This window comes from Leifsonia xyli subsp. cynodontis DSM 46306 (genome assembly GCF_000470775.1).
Classification (GTDB): Bacteria; Actinomycetota; Actinomycetes; order Actinomycetales; family Microbacteriaceae; genus Leifsonia; species Leifsonia cynodontis.
Map to the genome: position 1 here is coordinate 978608 of NC_022438.1, position 21227 is coordinate 999834.

A 21227-nucleotide genomic window follows, 5' to 3' on the forward strand; every position below is an offset into this window, starting at 1 on the left:
CGGCGGGCGGGCCTCCGCTGGGAGAAGCTGAGGGGGTGGACTTCCCGCACGCGATCGACGGGTACGCGCGTCATCTCACGGCCGAACGCGGCTACTCGCCGCAGACGGTCCGCGCGTACCGATCCGACCTGGCGAGTCTCATCGACTTCGCCGGCCGGCGAGGAGCGCGCGACACGGGCGATCTCACCCTCGACCTCTACCGGGACTGGTTGTGGGACGCTGCCCAGCGCGGCCTCGCCAAAGCGACCCTCGCCCGACGATCCGCCTCCGCTCGCGGATTCAGCGCCTGGCTCGCCCGTCGTGGAGCCTCCGGTGGCGGACGCCCTGTCCCCACCGCGGGAGACTCCATCGCTGACGGTGCCGCAGCGGGCGCCGCTTCGCTCGCGGGTGCCGCTCCGCTCGCCGGCTCCGCCGCACTCGCCGCTTCTGACCCGCTCGCCGGCTCTGTTTCGACGCCCGCTGGGACCGATTCGATCTCCGGCAGTCCCATCCCGGCCGTCGCCGGTTCTGACGCGATTCCTGCCGTCTCCGCTTCCGCTGCTCCCGCAGACAACGTCCCGATCGTTCCCCTCTCGCCCGTCTCGGCTCCCGATGCCGCGGCACGATTGCGGTCGCCCAAAGCGGACAAGACGCTCCCTCGGGTGCTCACCCGTGCACACATGGACGGCATCCTCGTCGCACTCGCCGCCAGCGCGGCCGGGGGAGCGGCGACCGCGGTGCGGGATGTCGCCGTGGTCGAAATGCTTTACGCGGCGGGTGTCCGGGTGAGCGAGCTCACCGGACTCGATGTGGACGATGTCGACTTCGAGCGATTGACGGTTCGCGTGCTCGGGAAAGGGAGAAAGGAGCGCGTCGTGCCGTTCGGGGTTCCGGCCCGGGACGCGCTCCGTGGCTATCTGCGGGCGGCGCGGCCGCAGTTGGCGACCCCCAGGTCGGGGCCGGCGCTCTTCCTGGGCTCTCGGGGCGGGAGGCTCGGGACCCGCGCGGTCTACCGGGTTGTGGCCCGGCTGCTGGCCGATGTACACGGTGGCGGTCCGGCCGGCCCGCACACGCTCCGGCACACGGCAGCCACGCACCTGCTGGACGGGGGCGCCGACCTGCGCGCGGTGCAGGAGATTCTGGGGCACGCCAGCCTAGGGACCACGCAGATCTACACCCATGTCTCGGCGGAGCGCTTGAAGGAGACGTACCGGATCGCTCACCCGCGGGCTTGACGCCCGAACGGGACCCAGCGGAAGCAGGATGGACGGCGGCAGTGTCGCGAAGAAGAGCAGCGGTGAGACATACTCGCCGTTGATGCGCACGCCGACATGGAGGCAGGCGCTGCCGCAGTGACCGCCCGTTGCGATGGCGGCGAGCGGATCTCCCGGAGACACGGACTCGCCGACGGTGAGCGGCGTCGTCACCGGCTCGTAACTCGAGAGGACGCCGCTCGCGTGTTCGACGGTGAGCACGGGCCGATCGACCACCGTCCCGGCGAAGCGGACGACACCGGATGCCGGGGCTGTGACGGGAGCGCCAGGCGCTGCGGCGAGGTCGATGCCGCGATGTCCGGCGGCGTACGGGGTGGGCGGCGCGGCGAAGCTTTTCAGCAGGTGAACGGGGGAGACCGGCCAGGACCAGCGTCCGGACCGGGAAACGCGGTCGCCGAGGGCGCGCGTGGGCCTGCTCATCGCTGCGGCCGGATGCGCCGAGGCCGGAACGGCTGTCTGCGCTGGCCGGGACCGGGCGGCGGCGGATGCTGTCTCGGATGCCGATGCTGTCTCGGGTGCGGTCGTCTCGTCGCTCGCGCTCCGCCCCTCGCGGACGGGGAGCGTCCCCGCCAGCATCCCGAGCATCGCTCCGACTGCCACCAGCCGCCACCGGTGTGCCGCCCGGTGCGGTGACCTGTGCCCGCCTCTCTGAACCGCTGGCGATGACGTTGCCCGCATGCGCGCCCCTTTTCTTCTGGCTCCCCACTCTTCCGGCGTCGGGAGGCGCTCGCCGCACGCCGTTCGGCATCTGTGTAGAACGTGGCTCCGCCGCAGCCCTGTGGACGACCCGCCGAGCGCTAGCTCCCGCAACCGTGCGCCCCAGCGTACCGTGTCTCACGCCCACCCTGGGACGGGTGGGCGTACAACCGAAGAAGGATGAAATGTCTGAGCAACACAGCGAACCAGCAGAGACGAGCGAGGAGAGCTCACCACAGCCCACGGCCGCGATGCGGCGGAAAGTCACCGGTCTGGCGCTTGCGGCAGCGGTCGGGGGCTTCCTGTTCGGGTTCGACTCGTCCGTCATCAACGGGGCCGTCGACTCGATTCAGAAGAACTTCGCGCTGAACGCCTTCGTCACAGGGTTCATCGTCGCTATCGCCCTCCTCGGGTGCGCCGTCGGCGCGTTCGTCGCGGGGCGGCTCGCCGACCGATGGGGCCGGCTGCGGGTCATGCTGCTGGGAGCCGTTCTCTTCCTCATCAGCTCGGTCGGGGCCGGGCTCGCCTTCTCCGTATGGGATCTGGGCCTGTGGCGCATCGTCGGCGGTCTCGGAATCGGAATCGCCTCCGTCGTGGCTCCGGCGTACATCGCCGAGATCTCCCCGCGGCAGTCGCGGGGACGGCTCGCGTCCCTGCAGCAGCTCGCGATCACCCTCGGTATCTTCGTGGCGCTGCTGTCCGACGCCTTGCTCGCGGGGATCGCGGGGTCGGCGTCCAGCCAGCTCTGGCTCGGGCTGGAAGCGTGGCGCTGGATGTTCCTCGTCGGCGTCATCCCGTCGGTGGTCTACGGTGTCCTGGCGCTGACGCTGCCGGAGTCGCCGCGCTACCTGCTGACGACCGGCCGGCACGAAGAGGCACGGGCCATTTTCACGACGATGGTGCCAGAAGGCGATGTCGACCGGCAGCTCCGCGACATCGACCGCGCGATCGAGGAAGACAAAGAGGGCAGGAAGGGGACCCTAGCCGGAAACCGCTTCGGCCTCAAACCGATCGTGTGGATCGGAATCATCCTGTCGGTGTTCCAGCAGTTCGTCGGCATCAACGTGATCTTCTACTACTCGACGACGCTCTGGCGTGCGGTCGGCTTCACGGAGAGCAACTCCCTCCTGATCACGGTGATCACCTCGGTGACCAACGTCGTCGTGACGATCGTGGCGATCCTCCTGGTCGACCGGGTCGGGCGCCGGCCGATCCTGCTCACGGGATCGGTCGGGATGGCGCTGGCGCTGGGCGTCATGGCTCTCTCGTTCGCCTTCGCGGTCAAGCAGGACGGGGTCGTCCCCCTCCCGAATCCGTGGGGTCCGGTCGCGTTGGTGGCCGCCAACGTGTTCGTCGTCTGCTTCGGTGCGTCGTGGGGGCCGCTGGTGTGGGTTCTGCTGGGCGAGATCTTCCCCTCCCGCATCCGCGGCAAGGCGCTCGGAGTCGCCGCAGCGGCCCAGTGGATCGCGAACTTCCTGGTCACCATCTCCTTCCCGCCGATGTCGGACTTCTCGCTGCCGTTCACCTACGGGATGTACGCGGTGTTCGCCGCCCTGTCGTGGTTCTTTGTGTTCTTCACGATCCCGGAGACGAACGGCATGGCGTTGGAGCATGCGGAGACGCTCTTCCAGGAGGCAGGCGGCCGCCGGCGCGGCATCCAGGTGCGTTCCAGCGGTGACTCGGCCTAACCGCGGTTCCTGCTAGACTCCCAGACGCACTCCGCTCGTCGGAGTGACTACGCGTGCCCGCAACCCTCTCGTGAGGGCGGGCGCTCCACCGCCGGTCTCCTCTCAGCCCGCACGGTCTCCGTGCGGGATTCGGGGGAGCGGGGGAGCGCGGGGCACCAGGAGCGGACGGCCGAGGGCCGTCCCGATCAACCGCAAACAGAAGGAGAACGGCAAATGGCCGTCGTCACCATGCGCCAGCTGCTCGACAGCGGCGTCCACTTCGGACACCAGACCCGTCGCTGGAACCCGAAGATGAAGCGCTTCATCCTCACCGAGCGCTCGGGCAGCTACATCATCGACCTCCAGCAGTCGCTGACCTACATCGACAAGACCTACGACTTCGTGCGCGAGACCGTCGCTCACGGCGGCACGATCCTCTTCGTCGGCACCAAGAAGCAAGCGCAGCAGTCGATCGCCGAGCAGGCGACCCGCGTCGGTCAGCCCTACGTCAACCAGCGCTGGCTGGGCGGTCTGCTGACCAACTTCCAGACCGTCTCCAAACGTCTCGCCCGCATGAAAGAGCTCGAGGAGCTCGACTTCGAGGGCACCACCAGCGGCTTCACCAAGAAGGAGCTGCTGATCAAGAAGCGCGAGCTGGACAAGCTGCACAAGTCGCTGGGCGGCATCCGCAACCTCTCGAAGACCCCGAGCGCGCTCTGGGTGGTCGACACCAAGAAGGAGCACCTGGCGATCGACGAGGCGAAGAAGCTGGGCATCCCGGTCATCGCCATCCTCGACACGAACTGCGACCCGGACGAGGTGCAGTACCCGATCCCGGGCAATGACGACGCGATCCGCTCCGTCTCGCTGCTGACCCGCATCGTCGCCGACGCGGCGGCCGAGGGCCTCATCCAGCGTCACCAGAAGCCGGAAGAGGGCGCGGAGGCGGCCGAGCCGCTCGCCGAGTGGGAGCAGGAGCTGCTCGCGCAGCCGACCGAGGTCCAGGCCAGCGCCGAGACCCAGAAGGCAGCGGACGCCGACCTCGCCGAGGCCAAGGCGGACTCTGCCGAGGTCGTCGCCGAGGGTGAGGCGGACGCCGAGTCCACCCCCGACACCGACGGCGCTGCCGCCGAGTAGTCCCACCTTTCATCGTCGAGTCAGAAGGTTCCAGTTACGAACATGGCAAACATCAGCATCGCTGACATCAAGGCCCTGCGCGAGCAGCTCGGCACGGGCATGGTCGACACCAAGAAGGCGCTCGAGGAGGCCGGTGGCGACATCGAGAAGGCCACCGAGATCCTGCGCCTGAAGGGCGCGAAGGGCAATGCGAAGCGGGCAGACCGCTCCACCAGCGAGGGCCTTGTCGCCGCCAAGGAGAGCGGCAACGGCACCGCCACGATGATCGAGCTCGCCTGCGAGACCGATTTCGTCGCGAAGGGCGAGAAGTTCATCGCCCTCGCCGACAAGGTGCTCGACGCGGCCGCTGCGGCCGGGTCCACCACCATCGAGGAGGCGCTCGCCGCCCCCGCCGGTGCGCAGACGGTCGCCGAGCTCATCGGCGACGAGGCGGCGATTCTGGGCGAGAAGGTCGAGCTGCGTCGCGTCGCCGTCGTGAGCGGCAAGCACTCCGCGATCTATCTGCACAAGACCTCCAAGGATCTGCCCCCGCAAGTGGGTGTCGTGGTCGGCTACGCCGGCGACGACGCGGAGACTGCCCGTTCGATCGCTCAGCACATCTCGTTCGCGAACCCGACGTACCTCACGCGTGAGGACGTCCCCGCGGAAGAGGTCGAGAACGAGCGTCGCATCGTCGAGGAGATCTCGCGCAACGAGGGCAAGCCGGAGGCCGCGCTTCCGAAGATCATCGAGGGCCGTCTCGGCGCCTACTTCAAGCAGGTGTCCCTGCTCGAGCAGGAGTACGCCCGTGACAACAAGCTCACGATCAGCCAGGTGCTGAAGGACGCGGGCCTCACCGTTTCCGGCTTCGCCCGGTTCAAGGTCGGCGCGTAAACATGCTGCGAAGGAGTCCGGATCGTCTCGTACGATCCGGACTCCTTTTCTGCGCGCGCACGCGACACGCGCATTAGGTTGATGGAACACACGGAAGGACTTCGAGACAGCTATGACGACGGCAGACAAGAGGCGAAGGGTCCTTCTCAAACTTTCGGGCGAGGCGTTCGGTGGCGGCCAGCTCGGGGTCAACCCCGACATCGTCAGCGGCATCGCGCGTGAGATCGCCCAGGCGGCCACGGATGTCGAGATCGCGATCGTCGTCGGCGGCGGCAATTTCTTTCGCGGCGCCGAACTGTCGCAGCGCGGAATGGACCGCGGGCGTGCCGACTACATGGGGATGCTGGGCACCGTCATGAACTCTCTCGCCCTCCAGGATTTCCTCGAGCAGGCCGGCGCGGAGACGCGCGTCCAATCGGCCATCGAGATGATGCAGGTCGCCGAGCCCTACATCCCCCTCCGTGCCGAGCGGCACCTGGAGAAGGGCCGTATCGTGATCTTCGGCGCCGGCGCCGGACTGCCCTATTTCTCCACGGACACCGTCGCCGCCCAGCGTGCCCTGGAGATCACGGCCGATGTGGTTCTCGTCGCCAAGAACGGCGTCGACGGGATGTACGACGACGACCCCCGCACGAACCCGGATGCCCGCAAGATCGACCAGATCAGCCACCAGGAGGCGCTGAAGCAGAACCTCAAGGCTGTCGACTCCACGGCGCTCAGCCTGTGCATGGACAATGGCATGCCGATGCGCATCTTCGGCATGGAGCCCGCCGGCAACGTCACCGCGGCTCTGCTCGGCGCCGAGATCGGCACGCTCCTCGGCTGAACAGGCGGGCCCTAGACTAGACAACGATTCACCGATCTGAAGGAGTGACCGTGATCGCGGATGTGATTTCCGACGCCAGCCAGCGCATGAGCAAGACCCTCGAGGCGGCGAAGGAGGATTTCGGCACCGTGAGCGCTGGCCGCGCGAACCCTGCTCTCTTCCAGAAGGTGCTCGTCGACTACTACGGCTCGCCGACGCCGCTCGCGCAGCTGGCGGGGCTCCAGAACCCCGAGGCCCGCGTTCTGATCGTCACCCCGTATGACAAGGGCGCGCTCAAGGAGATCGAGAGGGCGATCGTCACCATGCCGAGCATGTCGGCCAATGTCGGCAACGACGGCGAAATCGTGCGCGTCACCCTTCCGGAGCTCACCGAGGACCGCCGCAAGGAGTTCGTGAAGATCGTTCGCGGCAAGGGGGAGGACGCCAAAGTCGCGATCCGCAACATCCGCCGGAGGGCGAAGGACGAACTGGACGCGCTGAAGGGCGAGGTCGGGGACGACGAGGTCGCCCGGGGGGAGAAGGAGCTGGAGGCCCTCACCCGGACGAACGTCGACCTCGTCGACGAAGCCCTCAAGCGCAAGGAAGCCGAACTCCTCGAGGTCTGAATGAGCGAGGGGAGCGGCACCGGCACGCCGGCAAAGGGCAGACGAGGGAAAGCGCTCTCGCGCGAGGAGATCCGCGCCCAGGTGCAGGCGACCCGCGCCGATTTCGAGCGGCAGGTGCAGGCTCGCAAGGCGCAACTGGACGCTACCAGCGAGAAGATCGAGCAGCGCGCCGGCCGCAATCTCATCCTCGCGATCCTGATCGGCCTGGCGGTCGGCGGGCTCGTCGTGGTGAGCCTGATCTTCATCAAGGAGCTCTTCCTCGTCTTCGGTGTGGCGATGGCGGGTTTTGCCGCTTTCGAGCTGACACAGGCGCTCCGGAGCGCGGGCCGGCGGGTGGCGCGCATCCCGACGGTGATCGGCGCCGTCGCGATCCTCCCGGCGTCGTTCCTCCTGCACGCGGGCGGGCAACTGGTCTCCCTCGCCGCGGGCGTGGCCCTGGTCATCGTCTGCCGGCTCGTCGAGGAGGCTTTCGCCGGCGCGGCGCGGCGCGGCGGCGGTGAACTCGTCCGGGATCTGACCTGGAGCGTCTTCGTGCAGATGTACGTGTCGCTGCTGGCCAGTTACTCCATTCTGCTGCTCGCGCAGGAGCACGGCGAGTGGTGGGTGCTCGGGTTCGTCATCGTCGTCGTGGCGGTGGACACCGGAGCCTACGTGAGCGGTCTGAGCTGGGGCCGGCATCCGATGGCGCCGACGATCAGCCCGAAGAAGACCTGGGAGGGGTTCGCCGGCGCGGGCGTCACCGCGGTGGCCGCGGGCATCCTGGTGTCGGTCTTCATGCTCGGGCAGACCTGGTGGTTCGGGATCGTCTTCGGTCTCGCGATGCTCCTCACCGCGACCGCCGGAGACCTCGCAGAGTCCCTCGTCAAGCGGGATCTCGGGATCAAGGACATGAGTTCGTGGCTGCCGGGCCACGGGGGGTTCCTGGACCGTCTGGACAGCATCCTGCCCTCGGCAGCGGCGGCTTACGGTCTCTTCCTCATCTTCTCCTGACACAATGGACCGGTGAGCACCTTTCCCCGGAGCCCCAAGAAGCAGCTCGGATACGACATCGACGAGGTTGACGACTTCCTCGCATCGGCCCGGAACGCCTACGACGGCGCCGCCGGACTGACCGCAGAGGAGATCCGCCGCACAGCGTTCCCCATGAAGAAGGGCGGCTATTCCACCTCGCACGTCGATGCGGCGCTGGAACGCCTGGAGGACGCGTTCGCGGCCCGTGAGCGCGAGAATGCGCGCGCTGCGAAGGGCGATGCGGCCTGGTTCGAGGAGGCGCGCGCCACCGCGCAGGTCATCATCGACCGGCTCGAGCGGCCGCTGGGCCGCCGTTTCCAGCGGATGAGCTTTCTCGCTCTCGGATACAACCGGCAGGATGTGGACCGCTTCTCTGCGCGCCTGGTGAAGTACTTCCAGGAAGGGCGTCCGATGAGCATCGAAGAAGTGAGGACGGTAACTTTCCGCGAGCAGCGCGGCGGCTACCGCGAAGCCCAGGTCGACCTCCTGCTGGACAGCGTCACCGACGTGATGCTGGCTGTCCGCTGAGTCTGGTCGTTCCCTGAGGATGGGCATGGGTTCTTGGAAAGTCAGGATTTCTTGGTTATGGTGGTGTGATCGTGGGTAGACCAGAGACAACCGAGATCATTCCGCTGAACCCGGCCAATCCGGTCGGAGTCGCTTTCAAGCGTTCTCATCGTCCACACATCCGCTCGCGCACGGCGATCTGGAGTTTTGCCTTCACCACAGCAGTCGGTTTCGCCCTCGTCAATGTCGTTGACCCGTACTCGGGCGCGGCGGCCTCGCCCGCGTACGCCGGCACACTCCAGGCGATCGGCCAGACGTCGCGCTACGGCGATGCCCCCGTGCAGAGCCTGACAGCTCCGGACGCGCAGGGTCTGACCGTCACGCGGGACGCGGTCGGGGTCAAATCGCAACCGAAGCCGACCCCCACTCCCGTTCCCACCGCCGCGCAGAAGCCGTCATCCGCCGGGTCGAGCGGCGCACCCGCCGTCGGCGCCCCGGACCCGGGCTCCGCCCAGGCCATCGCGTATCAGATGCTCCAGGCGCGGGGGATGGGCGACGACCAGTATGCCTGCCTCGTCTCCCTGTGGAACAAGGAATCCCACTGGAACGTGTCCGCCCACAACAAGGGAAGCGGTGCGTATGGCATCCCGCAGGCCCTCCCCGGCAGCAAGATGGCCTCGGCCGGCCCCGACTGGCAGACGAACGCTGCCACGCAGATCACCTGGGGGCTCGGCTACATCTCCGGCCGCTACGGAAGCCCGTGCGGCGCGTGGAGCCACTCCCAGTCCAGCGGCTGGTACTGAGCGTCCTAGACTGGGGGGATGCCCCGCAGTAACCGTCCTCGTCGTCGTTCCGGCGGCGGTCATGAAGACGAGGAGAGCGGTCTGGACCGATTGCTCGCCGGCTGGCGGCGCATCGAGACACGGCGCGGCGCGGAGTGGAATGTGCAGCCGGTGTCGGTCACCCAGGCGCAGAAGACCTACAGCTGCCCCGGATGCGGTCGCGGGATCGTGCCCGGTGTGGCGCACATCGTGGCGTGGCGCGCGGACGGTGTGCTGGGAGACGCGGCCGACCTGGCCGCCCGCCGGCACTGGCATATCTCGTGCTGGCGAGCCGTGTGACGCAGAGGAGAGCGAGTGAGAACGGCCCCCACCGAGATCCGCGGCGGCGTCGAGCTGCCGGCACGGCGCGAGGACATCGAACTGCGCACCCGCGATGGACTGACGCTCCTGGGCGAGCTGGCGAGCCCGTTGGAACGCGACCCGCTCGCGACTCTCGTCACCCTGCACCCGCTGCCCACCGCGGGCGGGTTCATGGACTCGCACATCCTGCGCAAGGCGGCTGGGCGCTTGCCTGCGCTCGCGGACATCGCCGTGCTGCGGTTCAACACGCGGGGGACCTCGTCGCCGCGAGGGCGCAGCCAGGGTGAGTTCGGGGACGGGATCCAGGAGCGGTACGACGTGGAGGCGGCGATGGCGTTCGTGGCCGAGCGCGGGCTTCCGCATCCGTGGTTGCTCGGCTGGTCGTTCGGGACGGAGCTCGCTCTCCTGTACGGCCGGGACTGTCCGGTGGAGGGTGTCATCCTGCTCTCGCCACCGCTGCACCGTGCCAAACCGGAGCACCTGGCGGCCTGGGCGGGGGACCAGCGGCCGATCGTGGCGCTCATCCCGGAGCACGACGACTATCTGCGACCCGCCGAGGCGGCGGAGCGGTTCCGTCCGCTGCCGCAGATCGAGTTGGTGACGGTCGCAGGCGGCAAACACCTCTGGGTGGGGGAGAACCAGACCCGGCGTGTGCTCGATGAGGTGGTGGCACGCCTGAACCCGGCTGCGGCTCCGCTGCCGACGCACTGGTCGCCGGCTCCGTAGCCTTCCGCCGTCAGGCCCAGCCTTCCGCGGTCAGAGCTCGTTCTGGCGCGGGACCACGACCTGCTTGATGATCAGCAGGATGGCGGCTGCGAACGGGATGGCGACGAGCGCGCCGAGGATGCCGAGCAGGGTGCCGCCGGCGAGAGCGGCCACGACGACGACCGCGCCCGGGACCGCGACAGCCCGGTTCATGATGCGCGGGCTGAGGACGTAGGCCTCGACCTGCATATAGACGATGTAGTAGACAGCGGCGGCGATCGCGGTGGGCGGTCCGGAGAAGAGGCAGACGAACACGATGATGACCGAGCCGGTGATCGTTCCGACCAGCGGGATCAGCGAGAAGAAGAAAGCGATCGACGCGAGCAGGATCGGGAACTTGGCGCCGATGACGCTCAGGAAGATCGCGGAGAGCACGCCGTTGACGAGCGCGAGCGCGACCTGACCCATCACGTACTTGCCGACGGAATCGGTGATCTGGTCGCCGATTTCCGCGAAGCGGGAGCGGCGGGAGGCCGGCACCAGCTGGTAGCCCGCGCGCTTGATCGACGGCAGGGATGCGGTGAAGTAGATCGTCAGGATGATGACGATGATCACGCCGAAGGCGCCCTGGACGATCCCGATGCCGGTCTGCAGGACTTTGGAGGTGATGTCGGGGAGGTTCTGCTGCAGCCACTTGGTCACAGCGTCGATGTTCTGCTGGTTGACGATTGTCGGGAACTGGTGTTGCAGCGTGAGGAACCACTTCTCGGCGTCGCCGTTGCTCACCCAGGAGACGGTGTTCTGAACGAGCTGAGAGGCCTGGCCGACGGCGACCGGGACGATCGCCCAGATCAGGGCGACGAAAGCTCCGATCACGATCACCAGGGTGGTGATCAGCGCGAGCCAGCGCGGAACCCTGTGGCGCTCGAGGAGGGCGATGAGCGGCTCGATGCCGAGCGCGAGGAAGAGTGCGGCGCCGATATAGGTGATGATCGTCGCGAGGCTGACGATGGAGGTCAGGATGAGGATCCCGAGCCCTACCCCGAGTGCCCCGATGAGACCAACGCGGAATGGGTTCTGGATCTTCACTGATTCGTCCCTATCTGGTTCGCTAGTCGTGCCGGGCTGCGCTGACGTGCTCCGCCTGCTGCAGCATGCCGCGCAGGTTCTCGAAGTAGCCTGCGACGGCTTCGCGCTCGATCCTAATCTGCGACAGGCGCTCTTCCGCGTCAGCGACCAGGCGTTGCGTCCGTTCTTCGGCATCTCCGATCAGGGAGGCGGCGCGCTCTTCGGCGTCGTGGACGATGTCAGCGGCGGTCTCCTCGGCCTCCTTTCGGGCCGATTTGATCGTCTCGCGAGCCTCCGACTCGTGGGCTTCGGCCTGGGCGCGGGCCTGCGCGGTGCGCTTGACCGCCTCCGCGAGCTGGACATTCGCCTCATCCAGGTACTTCTGCGTCTGGGCGACGGCCTCCTGGTGGCGGCTGAGGTGCTCCTTCTCGGCTTCGTCGCGGCGGGCGCGCAGTTCGACCTCCAGGTCGATCCGGGCCTGCTCGACCTCCCTCGTGTGCCGGTCGACCTCTTCGAGCGTTGTGGTGCGCAGGGTCACCAGTTCGGCATTCAGCTCGGCGCGTGCGGTCGCGGCCTCTTGGTCGAAAGCGGCCTGGCGCTCGGCGAGCTGGGCCTCGAGCGCGGTGGTGCCCGCGGCGATCTCGCGGGCGAGCTCGGCCCGGGCCTGCGCGCTGTCGCGTTCGAGGGCGACTCGGGCCCGCTCGGTCTCGTCGGCGAGCGAGATGCGGGTCTGCTCGGCCTCGCGGGCCAGCTCGAGGCGCTGCTGCTCGACGTCGTCCGCCAGCTGGTTCATGGTGGTCGCGCGCTGGTGCTCCAGCTCCACGGCGGTGCGGCGGATGTCCTCTGCGAGGGTGGATCGAGTGCGCTCTGTCTCCTCCGCGAGCGCTGAGCGGGTCTCCTCCCGATCGGCGGCCAGTTTGGCGGCGGTCTGCTCGATGTCGGCGGCGAGTCGCGACTTGGTCCCGCTGAGCTCGGCCTCCAGCGCCGATCTGGCCTGCTCAACCTCGGCCTTCAGCCGGGACTTGGTCTGCTCGACTTCGGCGGCGAGAGCCGACCGGGTGGTGCTCACCTCGGCGTTCAGGGCGGAGCGGGTCTCATCGACCTCGGCCGCGAGACGCGCCTGTGCGGTGGTCACCTCCGCGGCGAGGGTGCTGCGCTCGCGGGACAGCTCTTCGGCGAGGGCGGACTTGGTGCTGGTGACTTCGTGGTCGAGCGCGGACTTTGTGCTGGTGACCTCCTCCGCCAGTTCGACCCGGGTGCTCTCCAGCTCTTCGGCCAGCTCTGCGCGCGCTGTGACCACCTCCTCGGCGAGGCGGGCGCGGGTCTGCTCGACCTCGGCGGCCAGCGCGCCTCTCGTCTGCTCGACCTCGGCGGCCAGCGCCTTCCGGGTCTGCTCCACCTCCGTGGCGAGAGCCTGGCGGGTGGTGGCGTCCTCGTTGGCGAGATCGGCTCGGGTCTGCGCCGCTTTCGCGGCGAGGTCGGCGCGCTGCGTCTCCACCTCGGCGGCCAGATCGGCACGGGCCTGGGCGGCATCGGCGGCGAGTCTGTCGCGGACCCGGGTCTGCTCGGCGGCGAGGGAGTCGTTCGTCTCGGCGACGTGACGCTCGAGCTCCAGAAGCGTTTGAGCGGCCTCGCGCTCGAAGTCGGGGCGGTCGTCGGCGAGGGCCTTCTCCAGCTCGCCGCGCCGGGAGGCGATGGTCCGCTCGAGGTCCGCCGCCTCGGCGCGCGCGGCGGCCGCCTCGCGGGAGGCGACCGCCTTCAGCTCGGCCGCCTCGCGGTCGGCTTCGGCGCGGACGGCCGCGGCCTCACGTTTGCTGGTCGCACGCAGCTCCGCGGCCTCCGTCGCCACAGCGCCGCGGATCGCGGCCGCCTCGCGCATGGCATCGGTGAGCAGCGTCTCTTTGCTGGTGCGGGTCTTGGCGAGCAGCTCGCTGGACTCGATCTGGGCGTCCTCGAGCAGCGTCGTCGCTCGCGCCTGAGCGTCGGCCAGCACACGCTCGGCCTGCTGGGCCGCCGACCGCTTGACCTTCTCGACCTCGGCGGCGACGCCGGCGCGCAGCTTCTCGGCGTCGATGTCGGCTTGCGCGATGAGGCGGGTGGACTGCTCCTCGGCGACGCGGAGCATGTTCTCCAGCTTGGTGCCGAGTCCAGAGTAGGTGGGACTGCCGACCTCTTCGATCTCGGCGTTCAACTCCTCGACGCGCAGCTGGAGACGTTTGATCTCCTTGGCCTGATCGGCGCTCTTGGTGTTCGACTTGATGAGTTCGCCGCGCAGGTCCTGGACGGTCTTGTCGACTTCGTCCTTGTCGTAACCGCGGAAGACCTGCGTGAAGTCCGATTCGTCGGTGGCCACTGTTGTTACTCCTGAAGGGTCTCTGGGGTGCCGGCAGAGCGCACCGGAGACATCATACCGTCGGTAGGATACGCGCACAGGACTTGCGGTAGCGTGCAAGGGGACGGTTTAGACGCCTTTCAGGGTGCTCCAGTATCGTTCTGTGACTGTGTCCTTTCCCGCCCGGGCACACGAGGAGTTCTGTTTGCGTTTCGTATTCGCCATCGTCGCGTTCGTGATCGCGGCCGTCATGATCGTCGCCGGCATCGCCCAGCGCACGCTCTTCGTGCCGCCTTCGCAGGTCACGGCGACAGCAACGGTCTCGGGCGACGCCCGCTACATCGTGCTCAACAGCGCGGTGCTGAACGCGCACCCCGGGCAGCAGACGCTCTCCGTCTCTGGCGCGAAGGACCCTGCCTCCCAGGTCGTCGCCTACGGGCGCACACCCGATGTGGAGGCCTGGCTCGGCGACCAGACGTACGTCGCCATCGGATACGACACGGCCACGGGCCGGTTGACGACGAAGACGGTCACGGCCGCGGGCGCGGAGCGCTCGACGCCCGCTCCGACCCCGACGGGCGCCGCGTCCGGTTCCGCCGCGTCCGCGACGCCCGGCCCGAACCCGGCCGGCTCCGATCTGTGGCTGGAGGAGTCTGACGGACCGAACGCCCAGACCACGCGGATGAACCTGCCCCCCGGTGTGAGCGTCATCGTCGCGGCGGACGGCACCAAGCCGGCGCCCAACACGATCCTCGTGACCTGGCCGGTCGACACCAGCACGCCGTGGGCGTTCCCGCTCATCATCGGTGGTCTCGTGCTGCTGGTGATCGGGATCGCGCTCTACCTGTGGGCTCTCTACACGCACCGGAAGTCGCGCGGCCCGCGCCGGAAGAGCGGACCCAAGATGCCCAAACTGCCGAAGACCCCGAAGTACAAGCCGACTTCGTCGGCGGCCTCCTTCGAGAGTTCCCGCGGCCGCCGCTCGAACCGCCGTTCGCGGGTGGTCCTCCCGGCTGCGCTGGCGGGGGCGCTCGCTCTCGGCGCGATCGGCGGCGGGGGCGCTTTCGCGGACACGACCGACATTCCGACACCGAGCGCGACCCGGACGGCCAAGCCGGTCGATCAGCTGCCTCCGGCGGTCACGGAGCCGCAGCTGAAGCGCATCCTCAGCCGCATCTCCGCGGTCGCGGCCAAAGCCGACTCCACGGTGGACCTGCCGCTGGCCAAGACCCGTTTCGCCGGGCCGGCACTGCAACTGCGCGAGGCGAACTATACGATCCGGGTGAAGAAAGCGGATGAGCCGGCGCCATCCGCCATTCCGGACGGCCCGATCGAGCTGGCCCTGCCGCAGGCGACCGACACCTGGCCCCGGACGGTCAACGCCGTCGTGAGGATGCCGGCGGCCGCCGACGGGAAGGCGCAGGCTCCCATCGCCCTCGCCCTGGTGCAGGAGACGCCCCGCGACAACTACCTGGTCCAGTACGCGATCACACTCGAGCCGAACGTGAAAGTGCCGAACCTCGCCCCGGCGAGCATCGGCGCGGCGGTCGTCCCACCGGACTCGAAGCTGCTGAAGGTGCGCCCGGACCAGGTGGGCGCGGCGTACGGCGACATCCTCCTGAACGGCGCCTCGAGCAAATGGGCGGAGAGCTTCGACCTGGCGGACGACAAACTCCTCCCCCAGGTCGGCCAGGCCTGGAAGCAGCAGGAGACGGCCAAACTCCACCAGGAGGCCGGCAACACCTCCTCGCTGGCGTGGACGAGCCAGCAGGGCAAAGGCCCGGTCATCTCGATGGCCACCAACGACTCCGGCGCGATCGTGTGGGTCGATCCCGAAGAGGTCCAGCTGCACCGGGTGCTCGAGGCCGGGGCGCAGGTCATCGCCGGTCCGACCGTTGCCGCGCTCTCGGGCGTCGCCACCTCGAACACCGCCATCCAGTCCACCTACGGCTACCAGCTGGCGTTCTCCGTGCCGGCGGCCGGGTCGAACGAGAAGATCCGCCTGCTCGGATTCGCTCAGGGCCTCATCTCCGCCGCGCAAGTGCCGTAGCGCCCAGCGTATTGTTTTAACCCATGAACCAGATCCCGCCCACTCCGACGAATCTCCGCGGCGCCGTCGACCTCAGCGCGCTCGTGAACCGGCCGGCGCCGGGTGAGGCCGGCCCCACAGCGATCGGTGAGGAGATCGCCCTGCCGAGCCTGTTCTTCGAGGGCACCGATGCGAACATCGATGACTTCCTTCAGCTGTCGGCGCGCATCCCGGTCGTCGTGGAACTCGTCGCGGAGTGGAGCGAACCGGCCAACGAGCTCGTGCCGGTCCTCGACCGGGTGATCGCAGAGCTCGGCGGGCGGCTCGTGCTCGTCAAGGTCGATGTCGACGCGAACCCGCAGCTCGCCCAGGCTTTCCAGGCGCAATCCGTGCCGACTGTCGCAGCGATCGTCGCGGGACGCCCGGTGCAGCTGTTCGCCGGGGCGCTCCCGGAGGAGCAGGTCAAGGATGTGTTCGGGCAGCTCCTGGCGCTCGCCGCGCAGAACGGCGTGACCGGCGCAGCGGCCGTCGAGACCGGTGCGGCCCCGTCCGACGCGCCGGACACAGAGCCGGAGCCCGAGCCGCTGCCCCCGCACCACGCGGCGGCCTACGAGGCGATCGATCGCGGGGATTACGAGACGGCCATCGCCGAGTACAAGACGGCGATCGCGCAGGACCCGCGGGACGCGATGGCGGTGGCCGGGCTCGCCCAGGTCAGCCTGCTCTCTCGCCTCGCCGGCAAGACGATGGAGGATATTCGCACGGCCGGGGCGAACGAGCCGTCCAGCCCGGACGCGCAACTCGCGGTGGCCGACCTGGACCTCTCCGGCGGTCACATCGAGGACGCCTTCGACCGGCTGCTCTCCCTGTTCCCGACGCTGGACGCGGCGGGCAAGGAAGCGGTGCGAACCCGCATCCTGGACTACTTCGAGATCGTCGGCGTGGAGGACCCGCGCGTCGGGAAGGCCCGGGGGCGGCTGGCATCGTTGCTGTACTGACGTCCGCTCCCGGGGGCGAGCAGCGATCGTCGCCTTCTCGCCCCGGAACGGTTGTCGGGCCTGACTCAGCGCCGGGGCTTGAGGAAGAGCGCTCCGAGCGGTGGCAGTGTCAGCACCGCCGAGGCCGGACGTCCCATCCACGGCTCGTCCTCTGCGCTCACCCCGCCGAAATTGCCGACTCCGGAGCCGCCGAACACGTCCGCGTCCGTGTTGAGCGCCTCCTCCCAGTCGCCAGCGAAGGGCAGTCCCACCCGGTACTCCGGGTGCGGGGCGCCCGAGAAGTTCAGGATGACCGCGATGGGCTCCCCGCGCCCATCCTTGCGCAGGAAAGCCAGGACGTTGCCGGCCGCGTCCGATCCGTCCAGCCATTCGAAACCGGAGGGGTCGTTGTCGTGTGCCCAGAGCGCGGGGGTGCCGCGGTAGACGGCGTTCAGCTCGCAGACGAGGTTCCACAGGCCACGGTGGGTGGGCTGATCGAGTATCCACCAGTCGAGGCCGCGCTCCTCGCTCCACTCGGAGGGCTGGCCGAACTCCTGGCCCATGAAGAGCAGCTGCTTGCCCGGGTGCGCCCACATGAACGCGAGGTAGGCGCGCATGTTCGCGAGCTGCTGCCAGTGGTCGCCCGGCATCTTGCCGAGGAGTGACCCCTTCCCGTGAACGACTTCGTCGTGGCTGATCGGCAGGAGGAAACTCTCGCTCCACGCGTACACGAACGAGAATGTGATCCTGCTGTGGTGCCAGCGGCGATACAGGGGGTCCTCGCGGATGTACTCCAGCGAGTCGTGCATCCACCCCATGTTCCACTTGAGGCCGAAGCCCAGGCCGCCGGAGGAGGTGGGAGCTGTGACGCCGGGGTAGCTCGTGGACTCCTCTGCGATCACGATCGTCCCGGGGTTCCGCTTGTAGGCGGTCGCGGTGACCTCCTGCAGGAAGGCGATCGCCTCGAGATTCTCCCGCCCGCCGTGGATATTGGGCTCCCATTCGCCATCGTCCCGCGAGTAGTCGAGGTAGAGCATCGACGCGACGGCATCCACCCGCAGACCGTCGATGTGGAACTCCTCGAGCCAGTAGAGCGCGTTGGCCACGAGGAAGTTCCGCACCTGCGAGTTGCCGTAGTCGAAGATGTAGGTGCCCCAGTCGGCGTGCTCGCCGCGGCGCGGGTCGGCGTGCTCGTAGAGCGGCTGGCCGTCGAAGCGGGCGAGCGCCCAGTCGTCTTTGGGGAAGTGGCCGGGGACCCAGTCGAGCAGCACCCCGATTCCCGCGCGGTGCAGGCGGTCGATGAGGTATTTGAGATCGTCGGGGCTCCCGAAGCGGCTCGTCGGCGCGTAGTATCCGGTGACCTGGTATCCCCAGGAGCCGCCGAAGGGATGCTCGGCGAGCGGCAGGAACTCGACATGCGTGTAGCCGAGGGCGCCGAGGTAGTCGATGAGCTGGTCGGCCGCCTCGCGGTAGCCGAGGCCCGGACGCCAGCTGCCGAAGTGGAGCTCGTAGATCGACATCGGACCGGCGTGCGGGTCGCTGGCCGCGCGGCGGCGCATCCACTCGCCGTCCTGCCACTCGTGCCGGCTGACGGTGATGCGGGAGGCCGTGTCCGGCGGGGTCTCGGCCAGCCGCGCCATCGGGTCGATCTTGCGCATCCACTCGCCGGACTGCGCGAGCAGGTCGAACTTGTAGATCGCGCCTTCGCCGAGCCCGGGGACGAACAGCTCCCACACTCCGGAGGAGCCCATGTTGCGCAGGGCGTGCAGCGTTCCGTCCCAGCCGTTGAAGTCTCCGACGACACGGACGGCCCGAGCGTGCGGCGCCCACACGGTGAAAGCCGTGCCCGTGACGCCGCCGAGGTCGCGCACCCGGGCCCCGAGCGCCGTCCAGAGCTGCTCGTGGCGGCCCTCGCGGATGAGGTGGAGGTCGATCTCGCCGATGGTCGGCAGGAAGCGGTAGGGGTCGTCGGCGGACCAGACAGTGCCGTCGGCGTAGCGGGCCTCGATCTCGTACGAACCCGGGCCGACGATGCTCACACCCTGCCAGATCCCGTGTGCGAGGTGCGCCAGCTCGAGGTGCGCCCCGGTCGGCAGCACGGCGAACACGGCTTCGGCCAGTGGGCGCAGGGCGCGGATGACCGTGACCGTCTCGGCGCTCCCGGCCGCGGTCACCGGGTGCTGGCCGAGCACGGAGTGTGCATCGTGATAGCTGCCGGTGGCGACGGCGTGCAGCACGGCGTCGTCGAGCCCGGGCAGGGCGGCGGCTCCCTCGGGGAGGCGGGTCATCGGGCAGGCTCCGTCGTCCGGGCGTCCAGCGGCTTGGCGACGAGGATGTGGACGGGCTCGGCGAAAGCGTCGAGGCGGACATAGTTGTCGGCGCCCCAGGTCCAGCGCTGGCCCGTCACGATGTCTTTGACCTCGAACGACGAGCCGGCGGGGAAGCCGAGGGCTTCGACATCCAGGTGGACCATCGTCTCCCGCACCGAGTGCGGATCGACATTGGCGACCACGATCACGGTGTCGGGCCGGTTGCTGCGGGTGAACGCGCCCGGCAGGTGCTTGGAGTAGACGAGCACCGCGTCGTCGTCGCTCCAATGCACCCGCAGGTTCCGCAGCTGGCGGAGGGCGGGGTGCTCGCTGCGCGCCCGGTTGAGCATGGTCAGATAGGGCGCTAGCGAGCGGCCGAGCGCTTGCGCCCGGGTGTAGTCGCGCGGCCGGAACTCGTACTTCTCGTTGTCGATGTACTCTTCGGCGCCGGGCCGGGCGACGTTCTCGAACAGTTCGAAGCCGGAGTAGACCCCCCAGGTGGGCGCGGCGGTGGCGGCGAGGGCGGCGCGGATCTTGAACGCCGCGGGACCGCCGAACTGCAGGTACTCGGTCAGGATGTCCGGTGTGTTCACGAAGAGGTTCGGCCGCAGGAACTCGGCCGTCTCGGTGGCGAGCCCGGTGAAGAACTCTTCCAGTTCCGCCTTGGTGTTTCGCCAGGTGAAGTAGGTGTACGACTGCTGGAAGCCCGCCTTCGCGAGGGTCTGCAGCAGCGCAGGGCGGGTGAACGCCTCCGCCAGGAAGACGACATCCGGGTCGGTGGCATTGACGGTGTGGATTAGCCACTCCCAGAAGCGCAGCGGCTTAGTGTGCGGGTTGTCGACGCGGAAGATGCGGACGCCGAGCGACATCCAGTGACGGACGATGCGCAGGACCTCGGCGCGGAGCCCCTCGTCGTCGTTGTCGAAGTTGAGGGGATAGATGTCCTGGTACTTCTTCGGCGGGTTCTCAGCGTAGGCGATGGTGCCGTCCGGGAGCGTCGTGAACCACTCCGGGTGCTCCGTCACCCACGGGTGGTCGGGGGAGGCCTGCAGCGCTAGGTCCAGTGCCACCTCGAGTCCCGCCTGCTTGGCCTTGCCGAGGAACTGGAGGAAGTCCTTCTCCGTGCCGAGCTCGGGATGGATGGCGTCGTGGCCGCCGTCGGCGGAGCCGATGGCCCAGGGGGAGCCGGGGCCCGCCGCTCCGGCGTCGAGCGTGTTGTTGGGGCCTTTGCGGAACGTGCGGCCGATCGGGTGGATGGGCGGCAGATAGACGACATCGAAGCCCATCGCGGCGATCTCGGGCAGCCGTTTGGCCGCGGTCCGGAACGTGCCGGAGCGCCAGGAGCCGTCGGACAGCTTCTTGGCGCCCTCGGAGCGGGGGAAGAACTCGTACCAGCTTCCGACGCCGGCCCGGGCGCGTTCGACCAGGATCGTGCGGGTGGCCGAGAGCGAAGGGAGCGCGACGAGCGGGCGCTCGGCCAGGATGCGGCCGATCCGGTCGTCCACGGTCGCGGCGAAACGCTCATCCACCGGCTTCGCCGCCTCCGCCACCGCTGTGGCGGCCTCCGAGAGGCGCCGGCGCTCGGCGGCGCTGCGGTTTCTGTCGGCCGCGGCGCGGACGAGCAGATCGTGACCGGTGCGCAGCATGAGCTCGACGTCGACGCCGGCGGGTATCTTCACCTCCGCATTGTGCCGCCAGGTCGCGTATTCGTCGGCGTAGGCCTGCACGCAGTAGTGCCAGAGACCCTCCTGCCGCAAGGGGACTTCGGCCTCCCAGCGATCGGTGCCGGGCGCGACGGCGTGCATGCGGTGCTCTGTCTGCTCGCCGCCGGGGTCGAGGAGCAGCAGGTCGACGCCGATGCGGTCCTGGCCCTCGCGGAAAGCCGTGGCGCTGAACGGGACGACCTCGCCGCTGAAGGCCGTGGCGGCCCAATGGCCCTCGTCGACCTGGGGCCGTAGGCCCAGGATCGGGATGCGAGGAAGGAGGGGCTCGTAGTCGGGAGCCGCGGGGCCCTCCGGTCTGGTCGCTGCGCTCTGTGCCACACCCCGACCGTACACTCATTAGCTTCTCCACCAGGCGACTCCCCTATG

At 68.8% G+C, this 21227-nt stretch carries 18 protein-coding genes; 13 read left to right on the plus strand and 5 right to left on the minus strand.

Going from position 1 to position 21227, the window contains the following annotated elements; all coding sequences use genetic code 11:
• Nucleotides 1-35 precede the first annotated feature (35 nt).
• Entirely contained in the window at nucleotides 36-1214 is a 1179-nt protein-coding gene (locus O159_RS04660) for a tyrosine recombinase XerC (protein WP_021754593.1), read from the plus strand.
• On the opposite strand, the gene O159_RS13835 is transcribed toward O159_RS04660, so the two are convergent.
• The gene (locus O159_RS13835) at nucleotides 1134-1853 is read right to left on the minus strand and encodes a murein hydrolase activator EnvC family protein (protein ID WP_236609545.1); all 720 of its coding nucleotides are present in this window, start codon (nucleotides 1851-1853) and stop codon (nucleotides 1134-1136) included. The genes O159_RS04660 and O159_RS13835 overlap by 81 nt on opposite strands.
• 281 nt (nucleotides 1854-2134) lie before the next feature.
• Between O159_RS13835 and O159_RS04670 the strand changes: the two genes are divergently transcribed.
• From O159_RS04670 to O159_RS04715, 10 genes are all read left to right on the plus strand, one after another.
• Nucleotides 2135-3637 carry a sugar porter family MFS transporter gene (locus O159_RS04670; RefSeq protein WP_081689810.1) on the plus strand — a complete coding sequence of 501 codons (1503 nt, stop codon included), beginning with the start codon at nucleotides 2135-2137 and terminating at the stop codon, nucleotides 3635-3637.
• Nucleotides 3638-3850: 213 nt separating this feature from the next.
• The gene (gene rpsB / locus O159_RS04675) at nucleotides 3851-4753 is read left to right on the plus strand and encodes a 30S ribosomal protein S2 (RefSeq protein WP_021754596.1); all 903 of its coding nucleotides are present in this window, start codon (nucleotides 3851-3853) and stop codon (nucleotides 4751-4753) included.
• Between the two features lie 42 nt (nucleotides 4754-4795).
• Nucleotides 4796-5626, plus strand: a complete 831-nt coding sequence (tsf, locus tag O159_RS04680) for a translation elongation factor Ts (RefSeq protein ID WP_021754597.1) — start codon at nucleotides 4796-4798, stop codon at nucleotides 5624-5626.
• Between the two features lie 112 nt (nucleotides 5627-5738).
• The gene (pyrH, locus tag O159_RS04685; protein ID WP_021754598.1) at nucleotides 5739-6452 is read left to right on the plus strand and encodes a UMP kinase; all 714 of its coding nucleotides are present in this window, start codon (nucleotides 5739-5741) and stop codon (nucleotides 6450-6452) included.
• Between the two features lie 50 nt (nucleotides 6453-6502).
• The gene (gene frr / locus O159_RS04690; RefSeq protein ID WP_041768277.1) at nucleotides 6503-7057 is read left to right on the plus strand and encodes a ribosome recycling factor; all 555 of its coding nucleotides are present in this window, start codon (nucleotides 6503-6505) and stop codon (nucleotides 7055-7057) included.
• A complete protein-coding gene (locus O159_RS04695; protein WP_021754599.1) occupies nucleotides 7058-8047 on the plus strand; it encodes a phosphatidate cytidylyltransferase in 990 nt (329 codons plus the stop codon). It abuts the gene before it with no gap.
• 12 nt (nucleotides 8048-8059) lie between these two features.
• A complete protein-coding gene (locus tag O159_RS04700) occupies nucleotides 8060-8596 on the plus strand; it encodes a DivIVA domain-containing protein (protein WP_021754600.1) in 537 nt (178 codons plus the stop codon).
• Nucleotides 8597-8667: 71 nt separating this feature from the next.
• Nucleotides 8668-9378: an aggregation-promoting factor C-terminal-like domain-containing protein gene (locus O159_RS04705; RefSeq protein ID WP_081689931.1), complete on the plus strand. Its 711-nt coding sequence runs from the start codon at nucleotides 8668-8670 to the stop codon at nucleotides 9376-9378.
• A gap of 18 nt (nucleotides 9379-9396) precedes the next feature.
• Entirely contained in the window at nucleotides 9397-9696 is a 300-nt protein-coding gene (locus O159_RS04710) for a hypothetical protein (RefSeq protein ID WP_043993522.1), read from the plus strand.
• 15 nt (nucleotides 9697-9711) lie between these two features.
• A complete protein-coding gene (locus O159_RS04715) occupies nucleotides 9712-10443 on the plus strand; it encodes an alpha/beta hydrolase (RefSeq protein ID WP_021754603.1) in 732 nt (243 codons plus the stop codon).
• 30 nt (nucleotides 10444-10473) lie between these two features.
• Here the strand turns inward: O159_RS04715 and O159_RS04720 are convergent, their stop codons facing one another.
• Together O159_RS04720 and O159_RS04725 are read right to left on the minus strand one after the other, a co-directional pair.
• On the minus strand, nucleotides 10474-11511 hold the full coding sequence (locus O159_RS04720) for an AI-2E family transporter (RefSeq protein WP_021754604.1): 1038 nt from the start codon (nucleotides 11509-11511) through the stop codon (nucleotides 10474-10476).
• Between the two features lie 22 nt (nucleotides 11512-11533).
• Nucleotides 11534-13843, minus strand: coding sequence for a large Ala/Glu-rich protein (locus O159_RS04725; RefSeq protein ID WP_021754605.1), 2310 nt, complete (start codon nucleotides 13841-13843; stop codon nucleotides 11534-11536).
• Between the two features lie 184 nt (nucleotides 13844-14027).
• Between O159_RS04725 and O159_RS04730 the strand changes: the two genes are divergently transcribed.
• Together O159_RS04730 and O159_RS04735 are read left to right on the plus strand one after the other, a co-directional pair.
• On the plus strand, nucleotides 14028-15872 hold the full coding sequence (locus O159_RS04730; RefSeq protein ID WP_021754606.1) for a hypothetical protein: 1845 nt from the start codon (nucleotides 14028-14030) through the stop codon (nucleotides 15870-15872).
• A 23-nt stretch (nucleotides 15873-15895) separates the two neighbouring features.
• Nucleotides 15896-16849, plus strand: coding sequence for a tetratricopeptide repeat protein (locus O159_RS04735; protein WP_021754607.1), 954 nt, complete (start codon nucleotides 15896-15898; stop codon nucleotides 16847-16849).
• Nucleotides 16850-16914: 65 nt separating this feature from the next.
• Here O159_RS04735 and glgB read toward each other — a convergent pair whose 3' ends face one another.
• The gene (glgB, locus tag O159_RS04740; RefSeq protein ID WP_021754608.1) at nucleotides 16915-19116 is read right to left on the minus strand and encodes a 1,4-alpha-glucan branching protein GlgB; all 2202 of its coding nucleotides are present in this window, start codon (nucleotides 19114-19116) and stop codon (nucleotides 16915-16917) included.
• Entirely contained in the window at nucleotides 19113-21179 is a 2067-nt protein-coding gene (locus O159_RS04745; RefSeq protein WP_407929754.1) for an alpha-1,4-glucan--maltose-1-phosphate maltosyltransferase, read from the minus strand. Before O159_RS04745 ends, glgB begins: the two co-directional genes overlap by 4 nt.
• Between the last annotated feature and the right edge of the window lie 48 nt (nucleotides 21180-21227).

Excerpts from the sequence above, each read along its gene's own strand:
- O159_RS04670 (WP_081689810.1), top strand. The coding sequence starts at position 2,135 with ATGTCTGAGCAACACAGCGAACCAGCAGAGACGAGCGAGGAGAGCTCA.
- rpsB (WP_021754596.1), top strand. The coding sequence starts at position 3,851 with ATGGCCGTCGTCACCATGCGCCAGCTGCTCGACAGCGGCGTCCACTTC.
- tsf (WP_021754597.1), top strand. The coding sequence starts at position 4,796 with ATGGCAAACATCAGCATCGCTGACATCAAGGCCCTGCGCGAGCAGCTC.
- pyrH (WP_021754598.1), top strand. The coding sequence starts at position 5,739 with ATGACGACGGCAGACAAGAGGCGAAGGGTCCTTCTCAAACTTTCGGGC.
- O159_RS04695 (WP_021754599.1), top strand. The coding sequence starts at position 7,058 with ATGAGCGAGGGGAGCGGCACCGGCACGCCGGCAAAGGGCAGACGAGGG.
- O159_RS04710 (WP_043993522.1), top strand. The coding sequence starts at position 9,397 with ATGCCCCGCAGTAACCGTCCTCGTCGTCGTTCCGGCGGCGGTCATGAA.
- O159_RS04735 (WP_021754607.1), top strand. The coding sequence starts at position 15,896 with ATGAACCAGATCCCGCCCACTCCGACGAATCTCCGCGGCGCCGTCGAC.
- glgB (WP_021754608.1), bottom strand. The coding sequence starts at position 19,116 with ATGACCCGCCTCCCCGAGGGAGCCGCCGCCCTGCCCGGGCTCGACGAC.